This is a genomic window from Xenorhabdus budapestensis, from assembly GCF_017743015.1.
GTDB lineage: Bacteria > Pseudomonadota > Gammaproteobacteria > Enterobacterales > Enterobacteriaceae > Xenorhabdus > Xenorhabdus budapestensis.
This window is the reverse complement of the sequence record NZ_CP072455.1, coordinates 214,133-234,208: the sequence shown is the minus strand read 5'-3', so window position 1 is coordinate 234,208 and position 20,076 is coordinate 214,133. Positions and strand designations below refer to the sequence as shown.

Here is a 20,076-nt window from a genome sequence, read left to right as displayed (position 1 = left end):
CAAAATTGGGCATGATCAATGCTGTATATCTTACAGTCAGAGGGTATACTGAACGCTTTCGTTTAAATTCATATATCGCGTGCGAATTCAACATGCAAAAGTTTGATATCAAAACCTTTCAGGGGATAATCCTGACATTACAGAATTACTGGGCGCGTCAAGGCTGTACTATTGTCCAACCATTGGATATGGAAGTCGGCGCAGGAACTTCTCACCCTATAACCTGCTTGCGTGCCTTGGGGCCGGAGCCTATTGCAGCAGCTTATGTGCAACCTTCCCGTCGTCCAACTGATGGACGCTATGGCGAAAACCCAAACCGACTCCAGCACTACTATCAGTTTCAGGTTATCATCAAGCCATCTCCAGATAACATTCAGGAACTTTACCTTGGTTCCCTGAAAGAGTTGGGGCTTGATCCTACCGTTCATGATATCCGCTTTGTTGAAGATAACTGGGAAAACCCGACATTAGGTGCTTGGGGACTGGGGTGGGAAGTTTGGCTGAACGGCATGGAAGTGACTCAGTTCACTTACTTCCAACAGGTCGGTGGTCTTGAATGTAAACCAGTAACTGGCGAGATTACTTATGGTTTAGAACGTCTGGCAATGTACATTCAGGGCGTAGACAGTGTGTACGATCTGGTGTGGAGTGATGGCCCGTTGGGTAAAACCACGTATGGCGATATTTACCACCAGAACGAGGTTGAGCAGTCTACTTACAACTTTGAACACGCCGATGTCGACTTCCTGTTTACCTGCTTTGAGCAATATGAAAAAGAAGCACAGGAATTACTGGCGTTGGAGACTCCACTGCCACTTCCGGCTTATGAGCGCATTTTAAAAGCCGGTCATACCTTCAACTTGCTGGATGCCCGTAAAGCGATTTCCGTGACTGAGCGTCAGCGCTATATCTTGCGCATCCGTACCCTGACCAAAGCAGTTGCTGAAGCTTATTATGCCTCCCGTGAGGCGCTTGGCTTCCCTATGTGTAACAGAAAATAAGAGGCCATCATGACTCAACAGACTTTCCTTGTGGAAATCGGCACAGAAGAGTTGCCACCAAAGGCACTGCGTTCACTGGCTGAATCCTTTGCGGCCAATTTTGAAGTAGAACTGAAAAACGCCAATCTGGGTCATGGTGAAGTTAGCTGGTTTGCTGCTCCTCGTCGTCTGGCGTTGAAAGTAGCAAATCTGGCGGCGGCACAGGCTGATCGTGAAGTAGAAAAACGTGGCCCTGCTATTGCTCAGGCGTTTGATACGGAAGGAAAACCAACCAAAGCAGCGGAAGGCTGGGCGCGCAGTTGTGGTATCACCGTTGATCAGGCTGAGCGTATGGTAACCGATAAAGGTGAATGGTTACTTTATCGTGCTCAAGTTAAAGGCCATGAAGCGAAAGAATTGCTGGCGGATATGGTAAGCAGTGCATTGAGCAAATTACCGATCCCTAAACTAATGCGCTGGGGTAATAAAGAAACCCAATTCGTCCGTCCTGTGCATACCATCACAATGCTTCTGGGTAGTGAAGTGATTGAAGGCGAAATTCTGGGTATCAAATCTGATCGTATCATCCGTGGTCATCGTTTTATGGGTGAGGCGGAGTTTACCATCAATAACGCAGAGCAGTATCCGGCTATTTTGCAGGAACGTGGTCGGGTCATTGTGGATTATGAAGCACGTAAGGCCCTGATCAAGCGCGATGCAGAACAAGCCGCTACACAGCTTGGTGGAGTAGCAGATCTGACTGACAGCTTGCTGGAGGAAGTCACTTCATTGGTGGAATGTCCTGTCGTTCTGACAGCAAAATTCGAAGAAAAATTCCTTGAAGTACCTGCTGAAGCGCTGGTTTATACCATGAAAGGCGACCAAAAATATTTTCCGGTTTACGATAAATCCGGCAAATTAATGGCGAACTTTATTTTTGTTACCAATATTGAATCTTCTGATCCTCAGCAGATTATCACTGGCAACGAAAAAGTAGTGCGTCCACGTCTGGCAGATGCTGAATTCTTCTTCAATACTGACCGTAAGCAGCGTCTGGAAGATAACCTGCCACGTCTGGAGACCGTTCTGTTCCAGAAACAACTGGGTACACTGCGCGATAAAACAGACCGTATTCAGGCTCTGGCTGGCTGGATTGCTGAAAAGATCGGGGCGGATGTTACTCATGCGACCCGCGCAGGTTTGCTGTCCAAATGTGACTTAATGACCAACATGGTTTTTGAGTTCACCGATACGCAGGGTGTGATGGGAATGCACTATGCCCGTCATGACGGAGAAGCTGAAGATGTGGCACTGGCGCTGAATGAACAGTATCAGCCGCGTTTTTCTGGCGATGATCTGCCATCTACCGGAGTTTCCTGTGCCATAGCGATCGCCGATAAGATGGATACGCTGGTAGGGATTTTCGGCATCGGTCAACATCCTAAAGGGGATAAAGACCCGTTTGCATTGCGTCGTGCCGCATTAGGTGTGTTGCGTATTATTGTTGAGAAAAAACTGCCTCTCAACCTCCAGACTCTGGCTGAAGAAGCCGTTCGTCTGTACGGCGATAAGCTGACCAATGAAAACGTTGTAGCTGATGTGGTTGAGTTTATGCTCGGCCGCTTCCGCACCTGGTATCAGGAACAGGGCTACAGCGTTGATACTATCCAGTCCGTACTAGCACGTCGCCCGACTCAACCGGCAGACTTTGATGCCCGTGTGAAAGCGGTAACGCATTTCCGTACATTAGATGAAGCAGTTTCTCTGGCGGCAGCGAATAAGCGTGTTTCTAACATTCTGGCAAAATCAGAAGAGAAGCTGAATGACACTGTGCAGGCTTCAGTGTTGAAAGCAGCGGAAGAGATCCAACTGGCGACTCACCTTGTTGTATTGAAAGAGAAGCTGGCACCTCTGTTTGCAGAAGGCAACTATCAGGATGCGCTGGTTGAACTGGCTTCTTTGCGTGAAGCTGTGGATGCATTCTTCGACAATGTAATGGTCATGGATGAAGATCTGCAAGTAAGGGTAAATCGCCTGACGCTATTGAGTGAACTGCGCGAGTTGTTCCTGCAGGTAGCGGATATTTCGCTGCTCCAGTAATTGCTGATGAGTTTTATTGAGTTAGTGTAAATTGCCTTTAAAGCTAATTACCTTTAAGACAGAGCCTCGCGGATCATAGCGGGGCTTTTTGCTGTCTGAAAATATTACAATGTGTAAACTTTGGATGGATTATCATCAAATAACTACTTACCTTTAAAAAAATATTGACGACCCGTGATACCGGCAGTAGAATGCGCTTCGTTTTCGGCGAGTAGCGCAGCTTGGTAGCGCAACTGGTTTGGGACCAGTGGGTCGGAGGTTCGAATCCTCTCTCGCCGACCAGCATTCTAAAACCCTGCTCTTTGAGCGGGGTTTTTTCATATGTGACAAATGAAAAATAAACCGCACTCTTACTCTTTTTTAGCTCATAGCCGGGCGTTGATTAATCGAATGCCATATTCCGAAAAAACACTATCAGCAGAAACCAACGTTAATCCTTCCACTTGAGATTGTACAATAAGCATTCTAATAGCCAATTTAATTGATGATGTTATTAATTTCACCTGAATTGAATGAATTTAAAACATTTATTTTTCTTGATTCGATTCGGCACCTTGTACCACGTCACCCTTCTTATAATTTTTTCTGTTCATTATTTAAGTATCGGTCACAAATTTAAAATTATAATTTATAGAAATTAATTCTTTTAATAAGTGATATTCTCAGTTTTTTTATCTATATCTGCGCCTGGTGTCATATTTTTTAACCAGAGTTGTTAATGTTTTTTTTCTTTTATGTTTTTCTATTGTTTCATAAGCCATAGTGATTATATTGACGTCAGGAATAACAATTGATTAATTGATAATCTACGACAATAACACAAGCCGGAGCAGTGATATTCAGGCAGGAAACTCTGGGCTTGGCTAAGGCACAATAAACATCACAAACGGAGTTTAAGTAATGACTATCTCCAAAAAGAAAAAACCCAGTTTATTGAAATTGGGTATTGGTCTTGTTTCATTGGCTGTAGCAGCCAGTGTGCAGGCAAAAACACTGGTTTATTGCTCTGAAGGTTCACCTGAAGGCTTTAACCCGCAGTTATTCACTTCTGGTACAACTTTTGATGCAACTGCCAGACAAATTTATAACCGTCTGGTGGACTTCAAATCAGGTACAACAGAGATTATTCCTAGTCTGTCTGAACGGTGGGAAATCAGTGACGATGGCAAAATCTACACATTCTATTTGCGCAAAGGCGTAAAATGGCAGAGCAGTAAAGATTTCAAACCCACGCGTGATTTCAATGCCGATGACGTTATCTTTACCTTTATGCGGCAAAAGGATAAAAATCACCCGTATCATAAAGTATCCGGTGGCAGCTACGAATACTTTATCGGCATGGATATGGGGAATATCATCAGCAAAATAGAGAAAGTGGATGACTATACTGTCCGCTTTGTGCTGTCCCGTCCTGAAGCCCCTTTCCTGGCTAATATAGCCATGGATTTTGCTTCGATTCTCTCCAAAGAATATGCTGATGCCATGATGAAGGTCGGCACGCCGGAAAAAGTGGATCTGAATCCGGTTGGTACAGGGCCGTTCCAGTTAGTGCAATACCAGAAAGATTCCCGCATTCTCTATAAAGCGTTCAAAGATTATTGGCAAGGGCCGACGAAAATTGATCGTCTGGTCTTCTCCATTACGCCTGATGCCTCTGTACGTTATGCAAAATTACAGAAAAATGAATGCCAGGTCATGCCATATCCGAACCCTGCTGATATTGCGAGCATGAAGCAGAACAAAGATATTGTTCTGAAAGAACAGGCAGGGCTGAATGTTGGTTATCTCTCTTATAACGTCTCCAAAAAGCCAATGGACAACCTCAAAGTTCGTCAGGCGTTGACGATGGCGGTGAACAAAGATGCCATCATTGCGGCTGTGTATCAAGGAGCCGGTCAGAAAGCGAAAAACCTGATCCCTCCTACGATGTGGGGCTATAACAAAGATATCAAAGATTACGCCTATGATCCGGTGAAGGCTAAAGAACTGCTGAAAGATGCTGGCTTCCCGAATGGCTTTGAAACCGATCTTTGGGCAATGCCAGTACAGCGTCCTTATAACCCGAATGCCCGCCGTATGGCGGAAATGATTCAGGCTGACTGGGCCAAAATTGGTGTAAAAGCCAAGATAGTCAGTTATGAATGGGGCGAATATCTGAAACGTGCCAAAGATGGTGAACCTCAAAACGTCATGATGGGATGGACGGGGGATAATGGAGATCCTGATAACTTCTTTGGAACCCTGTTTAGTTGCGCAGCCAAAGAACGAGGTTCCAATTATTCAAAATGGTGTGACCAACAGTTTGAGGACATTATTCAGCCAGCACGTACAACGGCTGATATTGCCAAACGCACAGAGCTTTATAAGCAGGCTCAAGTAGTAATGCATGAGCAAGTCCCTGCATTGATTATCGCCCACTCTACGGTTTACGAACCTGTTCGTAAAGAAGTGAAGGGTTATGAGGTCGATCCGCTCGGCAGGCACCTCTTTTACAATGTAGATCTCGAATAATCCTGTTCTTGATTTGTTGTGATTGACCCTCTCCCGAACATTCCGGGGGAGGGTTGCGCTTCTCTGGTGGGCAAGCAGGTCTGTGTATCACACAAACAGTCTGAGAGCTGTAACTGATAACTAAAAAGAGAATTCAGGATATGCTGCAATTTATCCTCCGGCGTCTGGGGCTGGTGATCCCGACGTTTATTGGTATTACCCTGCTGACTTTCGCTTTTGTGCATATGATCCCCGGTGATCCGGTACTGATTATGGCGGGAGAAAGGGGTGTCTCTGCCGAGCGCCATGCTGAACTGATGGCAGCAATGGGGTTAGATAAACCTCTTTGGCAGCAATATCTTCATTATGTCAGTGGCATACTGCATGGTGATTTAGGGATCTCCCTGAAAAGCCGTATCCCGGTGTGGGATGAATTTGTCCCCCGATTTAAAGCAACATTAGAATTAGGCATCTGTGCCATGTTATTTGCCATCTCTGTCGGTATTCCTGTCGGTGTGTTGGCAGCGGTTAAGCGTGGTTCTGTCTTTGATCATACCGCCGTAGGCCTGTCACTGACGGGCTATTCAATGCCTATTTTCTGGTGGGGCATCATGCTCATCATGCTGGTTTCTGTTCACTGGAACCTGACTCCGGTTTCCGGCCGAATAAGCGACAGTGTGTTTCTCGATGATAGCTATCCTCTGACCGGCTTTATGCTGATCGATACCCTGATTTGGGGGGAAGATGGTGACTTCATTGATGCTGTGATGCACATGATCCTGCCTGCTGTTGTATTAGGTACGATCCCGTTAGCCGTGATTGTACGTATGACTCGTTCTTCCATGCTGGAAGTATTGGGTGAAGACTATATCCGTACTGCACGGGCAAAAGGTCTGAGCCGGATGCGTGTCATTATTATCCATGCGTTGCGCAATGCGTTGCTGCCTGTAGTCACGGTGATTGGCCTGCAAGTGGGTATTATGTTGGCGGGGGCTATTCTGACGGAAACCATTTTTTCATGGCCGGGGCTGGGGCGTTGGCTGATCGACGCTCTCCAGCGCCGTGATTATCCTGTGGTGCAAGGTGGCGTATTGCTGGTGGCGACAATGATCATTCTGGTCAATTTTGTGGTTGATCTACTGTATGGCATTGTCAATCCACGTATTCGGCATAAGAGATAAGGAGCACATGATGACTCAAATAACGGAGCCACAAGCAACTGAGCAAATAACATCAAGTGCACCGAAACTGATGACACCAATGCAGGAGTTCTGGCATTACTTTAAACGTAACAAAGGTGCCGTCATTGGTCTTGCCTATATTGTTTTGATGCTGTTGATCGCGTTGTTCGCCGGGATACTGGCACCACATGGCCCAGCAGAACAGTTCCGCGATTCCCTGTTGAACCCGCCAGTATGGCAGGAAGGGGGAAGCTGGCAATTTATTCTCGGTACTGACGATGTTGGGCGCGATATCCTTTCTCGCTTGATGTACGGCGCGCGTCTCTCCTTGCTGGTTGGCTGTCTGGTTGTTGTGATGTCGCTGGTGATGGGGATTATTCTGGGATTGCTGTCGGGCTATTTTGGTGGAATTGTTGATACTGCCATTATGCGAATAGTCGATATCATGCTGGCCTTGCCAAGCCTGTTATTAGCATTGGTATTGGTGGCTATCTTCGGCCCATCTATCGTCAATGCGTCACTGGCTCTGACATTTGTTGCACTGCCTCATTACATTCGCCTGACAAGAGCGGCAGTATTAGTTGAAGTGAATCGTGACTATGTGACCGCTTCTCAGGTTGCTGGTGCGGGGGCGATGCGTCAGATGTTCATCAATATCTTGCCAAACTGTCTTGCTCCCTTGATTGTGCAGGCTTCATTAGGGTTTTCGAATGCTATTCTCGACATGGCTGCCCTGGGTTTTCTGGGAATGGGAGCACAGCCACCAACACCAGAATGGGGAACTATGCTGTCAGATGTCTTGCAGTTTGCTCAGAGTGCATGGTGGGTCGTAACTTTCCCTGGGCTGGCTATCCTTTTGACGGTACTGGCATTTAACCTGATGGGGGATGGGTTGCGTGACGCGCTCGATCCTAAGCTCAAGCAGTAGGGGTATGATATGGCATTGTTAAATATAGACCAATTATCGGTACACTTCGGTGATCAAGGTGCACCATTCCGCGCCGTTGACCGTATCAGCTACAGTGTTGAGCAGGGGAAGGTTGTCGGTATTGTTGGAGAGTCTGGTTCGGGCAAATCTGTCAGCTCGCTGGCGATTATGGGGTTGATAGATTATCCGGGCAAGGTCATGGCAGAGAAGCTGGAATTTGATGGCTGTGATCTGACAAAGATTTCCGAAAAAGAGCGCCGCCAGCTGGTTGGTGCAGAAATTTCGATGATTTTTCAAGATCCGATGACCAGCCTTAACCCTTGCTACACCGTGGGTTATCAGATCATGGAAGCGCTTAAAGTCCATCAGGGAGGAAACCGAAAAACCCGTTATCAACGAGCAATTGATCTGCTGACTCAGGTAGGAATTCCTGATCCAGCCTCTCGCTTAGATGTATATCCACATCAACTATCAGGTGGAATGAGCCAACGTGTCATGATCGCGATGGCGATTGCTTGTCGTCCGAAGCTGCTGATTGCCGACGAACCGACAACGGCATTGGATGTGACTATCCAGGCACAAATCATCGAATTGTTACTGGAGTTACAGCAGCAAGAAAACATGGCACTGGTCTTGATCACCCATGATTTGGCTCTGGTTGCGGAAGCTGCTCAGCATATTATTGTGATGTATGCCGGGCAGATAGTGGAAATTGGCAAGTCGAATGAAATATTCAGAGCACCGCGTCATCCTTATACACAGGCATTATTGCGGGCATTGCCGGAATTTGCGGTAGATAAATCCCGTCTGGCTTCGTTGCCGGGCGTTGTTCCAGGGAAATATGATCGTCCGACAGGATGTTTGCTCAATCCTCGCTGCCCTTATGTCAATGAGCATTGCCGCCAAGTGGAGCCGAAATTGAAAGTTGTTGGAGAACGTCAGGTTAAATGCCATATGCCACTGGATGATGAGGGGAGGCCGACAGTATGAGTGCTCAAGAAACAGTTATTCAACAACAAAACTGGCAGGAAAAAGACACGATTCCTTTGCTGAAGGCTATTGAACTGAAAAAATATTATCCAGTTAAAACAGGCATATTTTCACCAGAGAGGATAGTGAAGGCACTGGATGGTGTCTCATTTGAACTGGAGAAAGGTAAGACACTGGCGGTTGTAGGAGAATCAGGTTGTGGGAAATCCACTTTGGGGCGCCTGCTGACCATGATAGAAAAACCGACAGAAGGAGAGCTTTATTATTTGGGACAAGACTTACTATTGCCAGATAAAGAAGCAGAAAAACTCCGACGACAGAAAATCCAGATCGTATTTCAGAATCCTTACGCCTCTTTGAATCCGCGTAAAAAAGTGGGTCAGATTCTGGAAGAGCCTTTACTTATCAATACATCATTGGCACCGGATGAACGCAAAGAAAAAGTCCTGGATATGATGGAAAAGGTGGGATTAAAGCCTGAACATTACCAGCGTTATCCTCACATGTTTTCTGGCGGTCAGCGTCAGCGCATTGCGATTGCTCGTGGGTTGATGTTAAATCCTGACGTGGTAATTGCGGATGAGCCAGTTTCTGCTCTGGACGTTTCCGTACGGGCGCAAGTTTTGAACCTGATGATGGATTTGCAGCAGGAATTAGGGCTGTCATATGTCTTTATTTCCCATGACCTTTCAGTGGTTGAACACATTGCCGATGAAGTTATGGTTATGTATTTGGGGCGCTGTGTTGAAAAGGGGAGTAAGGAAACGATTTTCAATAACCCGAGTCACCCTTATACGCAGGCGTTATTGTCTGCAACACCGCGGTTGAATCCAGAACTGCGTAGTGAACGTATCAAATTGACAGGAGAATTGCCAAGTCCGATGAATCCGCCTTCGGGTTGTGCTTTTGCAGCCCGTTGCCGCCATGCATTTGGCCCATGCACCCAATTCCACCCTAAACTAAAGCAATATAACGAGCGACTTGTTGCCTGCTTTGCTGTTGAGCAAAATGCAAATCCACCTGCATAATTGTGTCAGATCGTAGTATAACGTTATCTGATTCATATCGAATGGACTTCAAGTGACTGTACAACGTTAAATGAGTCACTCCCCGGAAGCTGGAGGTTATATGATAAGGTTACAGTCATAAAACCCATGTGACCGGGGAATGAATATAGTTAATAAAGCAGCAACTTGAAGATGAAAGGGATAAACGTCACAAAAAGCAAATACTATATTGCCGTCATTTATCTCACTTGTATTTATCAAAACAAGACGATAGCAAGAAAAATCAAGTATACTCAGTCGCATTATTACGGTGTGGTAGCCAGTCTTTGGTCAAGTATTGGTTTGGATAAAATGAAATTGCGAGTCAAACGTTCGTTAACCATTAAACAAATGGCGGCAGTGACAGGAGTCACTTTGGTCACCCTTGCTATTTTCATTACTATCCAATTATCGCATTTGTTACAGCAACGAAAAGATGATTATATTAACCAGCTCAACAATGCGGCAGCTCAGATCCAGGCTCCTTTGACAGATGCTTTGCTGAGATCTGATCTCAATAAAGCGAAAACTCTACTGATTGAGTTAAAAACGTCGGGCATCTTAGGGCGAGCTGAACTGATATCGCAGAATAATTCCCGGATTATGAATTTGGACTTCGCGACTCATCGGCCTATACCTGAATTGGCAAAGCGGGTTTTTGGTATTCCGGTTGAGTTAAATATTCCATTACATGTTTATGGTATTTCATCAAAAGACATAGCATCGCAGGGGCATCTTATCTTGCAGGTTGATTCCAACCGTGTGTACCGATTTGCTTTGAACACACTGGCATTAATGTTGACCACTTATTTATTGCTCGCACTTATTCTTACCGTGTCGATAAGTTGGTGTGTAAATCGTATCATCATACATCCGTTGCGTGACATCGCACGAGAACTGAATGAAGAGCATCCTCCTGTCCCTATGCCTTGTCCCAAAAGTCACCAAGATGATGAATTGGGGTTGTTGGTGAAAGGTTATAATCGTCAAGTTAATAAGCAAAGCAAAAACCTCCATCAAAATGAAACCTTATAAGGTGAATAAAGGTCTAATTTTCGGTGATAATATCCAGAAGCCTTTTATTGGTTCAGACAAGGATAAAACTAAATAGGTAGGGGTAAGTAAGAATGCAAGGCAAGAAAATCGGATATCTTATTAGTGGCACCATTCTGGCTACGACTTACTTTGCTCAGGCGGAAACCTTACAGCCTGATCCAGCCTGGCAACAAGGTAAACTAGAAAATGGGTTCAGTTGGCAAATCCTGCAAACTCCGCAACGCCCCAAAGACAAAATACAGTTGCGTTTAATGGTGAAAACCGGCTCTCTGGCAGAGAAAAACCAGCAGCAGGGTTACACCTACCTCATTCCCAAGATCGTCTTATCCTCCAGTAAAGATTTATCTTCGCAAAAATTGGAAAATCTGTGGTACAACGCGGTTGATAGCAAAAACCCCCTTCCGCCCGCCATAGTTTCATATGATTTCACCCTCTATAGCCTGAGCTTACCAAATAACCGCCCTGAATTATTGCAGGATGCGCTGATCTGGTTATCCGATATTGCGGGAGGTGCAGTATTTACGCCACAGACTTTGGCTCAGGCTATGAAAACGTCTGAACATCTGGTATCGACTCTGCCGACAGATGTTCAGGATCCGGTATGGCGTATACGCCTGCAAGGTTCGACTCTGCTTGGTCATGATCCCGGAGCGCATGTATCAACATCTGTAGATGTGAAAAAAGTCAAAGAATTCTATCGGCAGTGGTATACGCCGGATGCAATGACATTATATGTTGCCGGCAACGTTGATAGTCGGGTATTACCAGAACGGCTCAATCAGGCATTTTCATCATTAGAAGGAAAACGTCAGACACCTGTTGCTGTTCCCATACTGTTGCCAGTAAAAGCAGAAATATTGAGAGTAGAAAGTGATAAAGCTAAACAAGATCGGCTCTCTTTAGTCTGGAACCTGAACTGGCAACCGATTAACAACTCTCAGGTATTGTTTCAGCATTGGTCAAACGAACTTGCTCGCGAAGCTTTTTACCGTTACTTACAATTGTGGCTGAAAGAAAAGCAAAATGACGCAAAATTAGATCTGGATTGTCGGGTCGTCTACCTGCGGGCGAACTGCTACCTGAATCTGGACACTTCATCAAGCAAATTGACGGAATCCACACTTTATCTGGCCTCTGCGCTGGCGTCATTACGTGAAAACGGATTGCCACAAGAGCAATTTGATGAACTGTATAATCAGAAACGTCTTCAGCTTCAACACCTCTTTGCAGTATATGCGCGTACAGACACCGATATATTGATTAACCAGCGTCTGCTCTCCCAACAAAATAATGTGATAGATATTGCACCTGAGCAATATCGCAGACTGCGGCAGATGTTTTTATCTTCCCTTACACCACAAGTTTTGAACAAAAAGCTGAAAGAGATGTTATCTCAGGAAACTGCATTTATTCTGGTGCAACCTAAAGGTGAAGCGGTTGTTGATGTGAATCAGCTCAGGAATAGCTTTAATCAGATTATGAGACCGGGGCCATTGCCAGATGAATCTAAAGTGGTTGAAACCAAAAAAGCTGAAGGTCAGTAATTTCCACTAATCATATAGCAGGCGGATTCGCCTAATAAGTGCAATTTCTCAGAAAATCGGTCAGTTGCTACAGTAGGCACCTTCCTCGCCAAAGGAAAATGCCCTATGTTCTATACACAACTGACCGAAACAAAATTTTCAGCTTAAAAAAGCAGGATTTTCACCGTGTGCTATTGCCGCGTTACTGAATCGAAATCCCTCAACTATTAGCAAAGAATTGGAAAGAAATCAGGGATCCCAGAGATACTGTCCTGAACAGGCTCAGTATAAGGTATTAGATATTCATATCACTCGCGAAAACTGTCTCTGACGCATCTGATTACGCAGATAGCTGTCAAAACACATGCAAATATTTCGGATTAATAAACGTCCTTTCGGTGATACCTGAATCTGTGTTTCAGTGACCTTGACCAGCCCATCTTCCGCCAGCGGCACTAATAATTGCAGATCTTCAGCAAAATAATCCGTGAAATTCACTGCGTAGCACTGTTCAATATCAGCAAAATTCAGCCTGAAATTACAAATCAACGCCTTAATCACATCACGGCGGATACAATCATCTTGCGTCAGATTCAAACCACGCCACAACGCATGCTCCTGCACCTCTACTGCTGCATAGTAGGTTTTAAGATCTTTCTGGTTCTGTGCATAACTGTCACCCAGCATACTGATAGCAGAAACACCGACGCCCAATAAGTCACACTCTCCTTGTGTGGTATATCCCTGAAAATTACGATGTAGTCCCCCTTCCCGCTGGGCAATAGCCAGTTCATCATCAGGGCGGGCAAAGTGATCCATACCAATAAACTGATAGCCATTATCTGCCAGAATAGTAATAGTTTGCTGCAAAATATCCAGTTTCTGTGCCGCACTCGGTAAATCACTCTCCTTAATTTTACGTTGTGCCGCAAACAAATTCGGCATGTGAGCATAATTGAATACACTCAGACGATCAGGAGATAGCACCAACACTCGTTGCAGGGTGAAAGCGAAGCTTTCTGCAGTCTGTTTCGGCAAACCATAAATTAAATCGATACTGATGGAGGCAAAACCAGTTTCCCGGGCACGGTTAACCAGTTCGAAAATAAGATCTTCATTCTGTTCCCGATTAACCAGACGCTGAACTTCCTTATTGAAATCCTGCACCCCCATACTCAGGCGGTTAAAACCTTCATGGCGCAGATGGTCAATCATATCCAGTTCAATTTCACGTGGATCAATTTCAATGGAAAGTTCTGCATCAGGCAGAAAGTGGAAGTGACTACGCAATATTGCCATCAATCGGCTGATCTGTGCCTTGTTCAGATAAGTCGGTGTTCCTCCTCCCCAGTGCATCTGGCTGACTTTTCTCTGAGCAAACAATTTTGCCCGCGCTGTAATTTCCTTTTCCAGAGCTTGCAGATACTCATCTGCTTTATGTTTCTGACGAGTAACCAGCTTATTGCAGCCACAGAAATAACAAAGTTTGTGACAGAATGGGATATGGATATAGAGGGAAAGAGAGCGATCAGGATAACGCACGGCGGCCTGTGCAAATGCAGTATTATCGTACTGTTGGTTAAACTCCAATGCTGTTGGGTATGAAGTGTAACGAGGCCCTGAATAATTGTATTTTGGGATCAAAGGCAGATCCCAGACAATGGCTTGCTCTGACATGCTTATTCCTTCCGCTGTTTTAGCCCATCAAATAGCCACTGTAGTTTACCCAATTACTATAGCAAATACCATGTAAATGCTATGGTTATACACTTTATCATTGGGTATATCCTGGGATGCCCTGCCTTTATGATCACAACAATTTATAACCGGAACGACTTATTTCTCAGGAATTACTTACCTTTCAGCAGCTGCATGATATCTTCCTGCTCTTCTTCTTCACTATCACCACCTTCCGGCTCAATACCCAACTGTTCCATCAGAGCATCAATACGATCAAGCATACTATCGACATAAGCATTCTCTTCCTGAGAGAGTTTTTCATCCTGCTCAAGGCGTATCAGCAAGCTATCCAGACGCTCATCATTTTCCAGCATTTTCAGTTCTTCCTGCGCTGATAAACGAGGTTTTGGCGTTGCTTTAGGCTTCTCTGCTACTGGTTTTTTTACTGCTATTTTTTCGCCGATGATCAAAGGAATCGGCGCTTTACTACCGATACGAGGATCTCGTTCCTGCTTTGTGCCAGACTGTTTTTTCTGACTACTATTATCCTGGTGACGGCTACCAGCTGGATTACCACGCTGTCTTTTCTGGCGTTTACGCTCACGTCCTTCAGAGTTCAACTCTTCACGACTTTTTCTTTTTTGCTTACCCGCTGACGTTTTTACAGGGGATTTTTTGTTTAATTGACTCATAGCTTGTGACTCAACTCGTGTTATCAAAATATTTTCGGCGGAATCTAACAGAATCCACTTATAACATCCAACGTCATTTACTTATTCTTTCGAGTTCGGCTAATATTTCAGATTACCTTAACTTAAGTATTACGAGCATCAATTCTCTATGCGTTTCTTCGATACTTCTTATCGCATACCTCTGTATCTTTGGTGCATTGGTTATGCTGTCTTATGGATAGTAGCAAGTTATTCACTGGATCCGACTGTTCCGTATGATGCTGTAGAAGCCTTAAACTGGGGCATAAATGGAGAATGGGGATCCCCGAAAAATCCGTGGCTGGTAGGCACTGTGATGTTACCAGCGATCTATATTAGTCATATTTCTCTCAGCTTTTACTGGTATTTCACCCATTTTGTTGCCATTGCCATAGGCATGCTTGGCGTCTGGCGTCTGGCCTTCCGGTTAACAGGTAAAGTTGAGTTAGCCTGGCTTGCCATGCTGACACTCAATCTGTCTGGTATCATCAATTTCGATATCATTCCTTATAACGATAATTACCTGTTGGTGATGTTGTGGCCGTGGTCATTGTTGTTCTTCCTGAAAGCCATTGATGACCATCCGAAATGGTGGCTGGCATTCGCATTAGCGGCAGGGCTGGCGACAATGGGCAAATATTCTTCACTTGCAATCGTTGGTTCAGTCTTTTTGCTCTCCCTGTTTACTCCCAAAGTACGGTGCCAATATCGGGAACCACTCTTTTATCTCGCCATTGTATTGTGGCTTATACTGATATTACCCAACGTCTGGTGGCTGATACATAACGATTTTTCTGCATTTAAATGGGTAGACTCCCAAATCGAGCATAGATTTAATCTGCATACTACACGCGCGGTACTTTCGGTGTTCTATCCCCTCATCATCGTGGGAGTGATTACTTATCTGTCAGGCGGAAAAATTGGCTGGCCAAAACAACAATCCAACAGGCTGGTTAATATCGTTATTCTGTTACCCCTGTTGATTATCTATGCCTGGTTCTCTTTTAATCAGGGTGGACGGATGACCGAATGGCTCCAGCCATTCATGGCGGTAGCACCTGCACTACTGGTAGGTTCGATAATTGTACCTCCCCATAAATCCTTACTGGGAATATTACGAGGGTTGGCCTTGTTTGGTGTGCTGGTTCTTATTGGCTATACCAGTGTCATGCTGGCAAATGTTCGGGGAGCTGGCGAAAAGTTTGAAGGGATAAAAACCTTTACCAGCCAACTTGATCAGCGCTGGAATGAATTGTATTCAACACCACTGCATTACGTTGGAGGAGAATATCTGCATCAATGGCTGACGTTTTACAGTCATTATCGCCCTCAAACCATACAGCCGTGGGAAATAGACAATGGTGCACCGCCCAATATATACAACCGCCACATTAAAGAGAACGATATTGTGAAATATGGTGCTTTGCTAGTAGGAGAAAGGGGAACAGATTGTTCACAGGAGACCTTTCAACAAACACTGATAACCTGGCCTGAATTAACGATCAGCCACAAAGAAGAATTTACGTTTCAAGCTCAGCCAAGTTCGGAAGCTGAGATCGTCTGCATCGGCTTTGTTGCTCCCAAAAACAGTCAACATCTTCAATAATCTTCTAGTTACCGCAAAAAAGCCTGAAAGTGAGTATACCGTCAGGCTTTTTCTTCTCAACACAACATCAGATTAGACAGCATTGTGTTTAATGGACATCCACAAACACCATTTTCAATATAAACAGTAAAGTAACGACAATAACGCAAGAGCCAATTTCACGCCATTTCCCTGTTCCCAGTTTCATAGCGCAATAAGCAATAAATCCCAATGCGATACCTTCGGTAATAGAAAAGCTGAATGGCATCATAACAGCGGTAATAAATGCCGGGACGGATTCAGTCAGATCATTCCATTTCACCCGTGTCAGGCTGGATGTCATTAGAACCCCCACATAAACCAGCGCACCTGCTGTGGCATAAGCAGGAACCATACTAGCCAATGGAGAAATAAACATCACCAACAGGAATAAAATACCGACAACAACGGCAGTTAATCCGGTACGCCCACCAACAGAAACACCAGAAGAACTCTCTATATAAGCGGTTACCGAAGAAGTTCCGATATAAGAGCCAGCCACTGAGCTGATACTATCAACATACAGAGCCTGATTCATCCGCGGGAATTTACCATTATTGTCAGCAATACCGGCTTTATCGGTTACACCAATCAACGTACCGGACGAATCAAACAGGTTTACCAGCATAAAAGAAAAAATAACCCCTACTAACGCGATATCCAGAGCTCCTTTCACATCAACATTACCAACAACACTCATTACACTGGGTGGCAGATCAAAAATACCCTGATATTCCACATACCCCATCATAAACCCGATCCCCGTCGTTATTACGATGGAAAGCAATACCGCTGCATGAAAATTACGTGCTGCTAAAATGGCAATGATAAAAAAGCCCAATGTACCCAACAGTACATTGTGGGAAGCAAAATTGCCGATGGAGACGATCGTATCTGGATTCGATACGATAATGTCGGCATTTTTCAACCCCATCATGGCAATAAAAAGCCCGATACCGCTGGTAATACCGACGCGCAAACTCACAGGGATATTAGCTATCATCCAGTAACGGATACGGAAAACAGTCAGGATAAACAATCCTACTGCACCCCAAAAAATCGCCCCCATTGCAACCTGCCATGAAATACCCATAGCACCGACTACGACAAAAGCAAAAAAAGCATTCAGTCCCATCGCGGGAGCAACAGCAATCGGTAAATTTGCCGTTATTCCCATCATAATACTGCCAAATGCAGCGATGAAGCAGGTAGTAACAAATACGGCTTTGATATCCATTCCTGCAACAGACAAAATTTGTGGATTCACAAAGACGATATAAACCATGGTTAGAAAGGTTGTAAGCCCAGCGATCATTTCGGTACGAATTGTCGTGCCATGTTCCTCTAATTTAAACACGCGCTGAAGTAAACCCTGACGATTTACAGAGCCAGAATTGAGTGTGCTCATTAATATTTTATTCCCCAAAAGATGAAGTTTTCGCCCTATCCTACAGGAAATCCGAACAAATCGTTATCCCTCAAGGCCCAAAAAGAAAACGATTGCTATTAGTATAATCAATAAGTTATATAATAAACGAGCCTCATTAAATTGACTCTGTTTTATGCGTTATTTTTGGATGGCATCATGTCAAGAATATCGGTGAAAATATCCGTCCATTCATCCTTACCAATCTCCATTAACCCAAAGAAACGTAGGACAAATGCCCCTTCTGTGGCCAGAAAAGCTAAGCGCGCCCGACGCCCTTCTTCCGTCGTTGTATCCAGATCCGCTATGCGCTGACTATACCAAGCACGGCTTGACTCAAGATGTTCAGGTGTTTGAAGTAAAGCAGCCAGTAAACCTGCTGCTTTTGCAGATGACACTTCATCAGAGTGCTGGCTGGCCTCAACATGCGCACGTACCGCTGTCAACGGATCAGGATCTTCTCCGGCTATTGTGCGAAAATGCTCTTGGTAACTCAGTTCCCAACGTTCAAACATCGCATCAATAAATGCGTCCTTCGTATTGAAACTGTACTGAACTCCACCCTTAGTGATCCCCACCGATTTTGCCACTGCATCAATAGTCAGAGCCGCAGCGCCATGTGTTGTCACGATTCGTTCCGCTGCATCCAGCAAAACTTCCCGGTCAATTGTTCTACGTCGTCCCATCAGAGCCCCCCTTTTAATTCAATACGTATGTATTTATAATGTTAGGACTCTGTGCCGTCAAGGCTTGAACAGCACAAAATCCTTCAACCACATTGATGAGTTCTCGCATGAAATCGAATATTCGCTGGCTCATGCTGGCTGTCATTTCCAGCGCGCTTTTTCTAATCGTTATCGACATGACTGTTCTCTATACAGCCTTGCCTCGCCTGACACATGACCTGCGCGCTTCTTCCACCGAAAAACTGTGGATCATGAACGCCTATTCATTGACCATTGCTGGCCTGCTTCCCGGTACAGGAGCGTTAAGTGACCGCTTTGGAGCCAAGAAACTGTTTACTTCCGGGCTGGTTGTGTTCGGCATGGCATCACTTATCGCCGCGTTTGCTCCCAATCCCGGTACATTGATCAGTGCACGAGTGGTACTTGCCATTGGTGCAGCAATGATGATGCCCGCAACGCTGGCAATAGTCCGTCAGGCTTTTGAAGATCCGAATGAACGTGCTCTTGCCATCGGCATCTGGTCAGCCGTTGCTTCGGGAGGAGCTGCGCTTGGCCCCGTTATCGGTGGGATACTGCTCGAATATTACTGGTGGGGTTCTGTCTTCCTGATCAACGTTCCTATCGTCATCATCGCATTTATCTTTGCTCTGACCACCATTAACAAAAGTCAAAGTAATCCGAGCCGCTCATTTGACCTACTTGCTTCTATCCAAATCATGATTGGACTGATTGGCATTACCTTGGCTATCAAAGAAATTAGTAAACAAGCACCATCACTGGAAACTGCCATGATAGCCAGCGTCATCGGAATTGTTTTCATAGTTATGTTCGTTCGTCGGCAACGCCGTTCATCCGTACCAATTATCGACTTTAATCTATTACGTTCTTACGGTTTCGCCACCGGAGTCGCAACGGCTTTTGTTACCACAGCAGCCCTCGTGGGAGTGGAGCTTGTAATCAGTCAACGGCTTCAACTGGTGGTAGGCTTATCACCTTTACAAGCAGGATTGTTTATCCTACCTATTCCCTTAGCTTCTTTTGCTGCCGGGCCTTTGGCTGGTATTGCCATCCCCAAATTTGGCGCAGCAAGAATTATGTGGATCTCACTCATCTTTGCCGGACTTGGTATTTTTGGCTATCTCATCGGCTTCCAATCCGGCGTGTTAGTGCAAATAACTGCGTTTGCCATGATTGGGTTTGGCATCGGTGCCGCTATGACAGCAGCTTCTACATCCATCATGTTCAATGCTCCTGAGCACAATGCAGGTACAGCCGCTTCAATTGAGGAAATTGCCTATGAATTTGGTGGATTGATTGGGATAGCCGTTCTCGGTAGCCTGATGGTAGCGATCTATACGGCATCATTTACCCTACCGGCCGATGTTGTCATACCAGAGTCTATACAGAGTGGCTCACTACAAAATAGTATTGATGAGGCTCTTATCGTTGCAGAAAGTTTAAAAGGCGATGCGGCTCTATCACTGGCCCGTGCAGCAAAGCAGGCTTTTGATAGCTCAATTCTATCAGTTTTAACCGTTGCGGGTGTAATGTTGCTGTTATGTGCTGCGGTGATTGTGTTTTTTGCAAGAAGGCAGCACGATTAACTATTATTAGAATCTGCCAAATTATTCGATTCTTTCGGTCGAATAGTTTGGC

At 45.1% G+C, this 20,076-nt stretch carries 16 protein-coding genes and 1 tRNA gene; 13 read left to right on the top strand and 4 right to left on the bottom strand.

Going from position 1 to position 20,076, the window contains the following annotated elements; translation table 11 throughout:
- The first annotated feature begins 92 nt into the window (after positions 1–92).
- The 11 genes from glyQ to HGO23_RS20010 all read left to right on the top strand — a co-directional run bounded on the left by glyQ (position 93) and on the right by HGO23_RS20010 (position 12,625).
- Positions 93–1,001 (top strand): glycine--tRNA ligase subunit alpha, encoded by a 909-nt coding sequence (glyQ, locus tag HGO23_RS00950; RefSeq protein WP_209027636.1) that lies wholly within the window; start codon positions 93–95, stop codon positions 999–1,001.
- A 9-nt stretch (positions 1,002–1,010) separates the two neighbouring features.
- Positions 1,011–3,080 carry a glycine--tRNA ligase subunit beta gene (gene glyS, locus HGO23_RS00945; protein WP_209027635.1) on the top strand — a complete coding sequence of 690 codons (2,070 nt, stop codon included), beginning with the start codon at positions 1,011–1,013 and terminating at the stop codon, positions 3,078–3,080.
- Between the two features lie 205 nt (positions 3,081–3,285).
- A tRNA-Pro gene (locus tag HGO23_RS00940) sits at positions 3,286–3,362 on the top strand.
- 618 nt (positions 3,363–3,980) lie between these two features.
- A complete protein-coding gene (gene dppA, locus HGO23_RS00935; RefSeq protein WP_209027634.1) occupies positions 3,981–5,591 on the top strand; it encodes a dipeptide ABC transporter periplasmic-binding protein DppA in 1,611 nt (536 codons plus the stop codon).
- 140 nt (positions 5,592–5,731) lie between these two features.
- Positions 5,732–6,751 carry a dipeptide ABC transporter permease DppB gene (gene dppB / locus HGO23_RS00930; protein ID WP_099135377.1) on the top strand — a complete coding sequence of 340 codons (1,020 nt, stop codon included), beginning with the start codon at positions 5,732–5,734 and terminating at the stop codon, positions 6,749–6,751.
- 10 nt (positions 6,752–6,761) lie between these two features.
- Entirely contained in the window at positions 6,762–7,679 is a 918-nt protein-coding gene (dppC, locus tag HGO23_RS00925) for a dipeptide ABC transporter permease DppC (protein ID WP_099135378.1), read from the top strand.
- 9 nt (positions 7,680–7,688) lie between these two features.
- Positions 7,689–8,669, top strand: coding sequence for a dipeptide ABC transporter ATP-binding protein (dppD, locus tag HGO23_RS00920; protein ID WP_099135379.1), 981 nt, complete (start codon positions 7,689–7,691; stop codon positions 8,667–8,669).
- The gene (dppF, locus tag HGO23_RS00915) at positions 8,666–9,697 is read left to right on the top strand and encodes a dipeptide ABC transporter ATP-binding subunit DppF (RefSeq protein ID WP_099135380.1); all 1,032 of its coding nucleotides are present in this window, start codon (positions 8,666–8,668) and stop codon (positions 9,695–9,697) included. The genes dppD and dppF overlap by 4 nt, the downstream gene beginning before the upstream one ends.
- Positions 9,698–10,027: 330 nt before the next feature.
- Positions 10,028–10,750: a HAMP domain-containing protein gene (locus HGO23_RS00910; RefSeq protein WP_099135494.1), complete on the top strand. Its 723-nt coding sequence runs from the start codon at positions 10,028–10,030 to the stop codon at positions 10,748–10,750.
- Positions 10,751–10,842: 92 nt separating this feature from the next.
- A complete protein-coding gene (locus HGO23_RS00905; protein ID WP_209027633.1) occupies positions 10,843–12,315 on the top strand; it encodes an insulinase family protein in 1,473 nt (490 codons plus the stop codon).
- Between the two features lie 172 nt (positions 12,316–12,487).
- Entirely contained in the window at positions 12,488–12,625 is a 138-nt protein-coding gene (locus HGO23_RS20010) for a hypothetical protein (RefSeq protein WP_099135382.1), read from the top strand.
- Here the strand turns inward: HGO23_RS20010 and hemN are convergent.
- Both hemN and yihI read right to left on the bottom strand, forming a co-directional pair.
- On the bottom strand, positions 12,598–13,971 hold the full coding sequence (hemN, locus tag HGO23_RS00895; protein ID WP_209027632.1) for an oxygen-independent coproporphyrinogen III oxidase: 1,374 nt from the start codon (positions 13,969–13,971) through the stop codon (positions 12,598–12,600). The two genes, HGO23_RS20010 and hemN, sit on opposite strands and share 28 nt — an antisense overlap.
- A gap of 173 nt (positions 13,972–14,144) precedes the next feature.
- Positions 14,145–14,666 (bottom strand): Der GTPase-activating protein YihI, encoded by a 522-nt coding sequence (yihI, locus tag HGO23_RS00890; protein WP_099135384.1) that lies wholly within the window; start codon positions 14,664–14,666, stop codon positions 14,145–14,147.
- 148 nt (positions 14,667–14,814) lie between these two features.
- On the opposite strand from yihI, the gene HGO23_RS00885 reads away from it, so the two are divergent.
- Entirely contained in the window at positions 14,815–16,290 is a 1,476-nt protein-coding gene (locus HGO23_RS00885) for a glycosyltransferase family 39 protein (protein ID WP_209027631.1), read from the top strand.
- A gap of 88 nt (positions 16,291–16,378) precedes the next feature.
- On the opposite strand, the gene HGO23_RS00880 is transcribed toward HGO23_RS00885, so the two are convergent.
- Positions 16,379–17,716, bottom strand: a complete 1,338-nt coding sequence (locus HGO23_RS00880) for an NCS2 family permease (RefSeq protein WP_209027630.1) — start codon at positions 17,714–17,716, stop codon at positions 16,379–16,381.
- Between the two features lie 152 nt (positions 17,717–17,868).
- Positions 17,869–18,420, bottom strand: a complete 552-nt coding sequence (locus tag HGO23_RS00875; protein ID WP_099135387.1) for a TetR/AcrR family transcriptional regulator — start codon at positions 18,418–18,420, stop codon at positions 17,869–17,871.
- 107 nt (positions 18,421–18,527) lie between these two features.
- Here HGO23_RS00875 and HGO23_RS00870 point away from each other — a divergent pair, with 107 nt between their 5' ends.
- Positions 18,528–20,024, top strand: coding sequence for an MFS transporter (locus tag HGO23_RS00870; protein WP_209027629.1), 1,497 nt, complete (start codon positions 18,528–18,530; stop codon positions 20,022–20,024).
- The last annotated feature ends 52 nt before the right edge of the window (positions 20,025–20,076 follow it).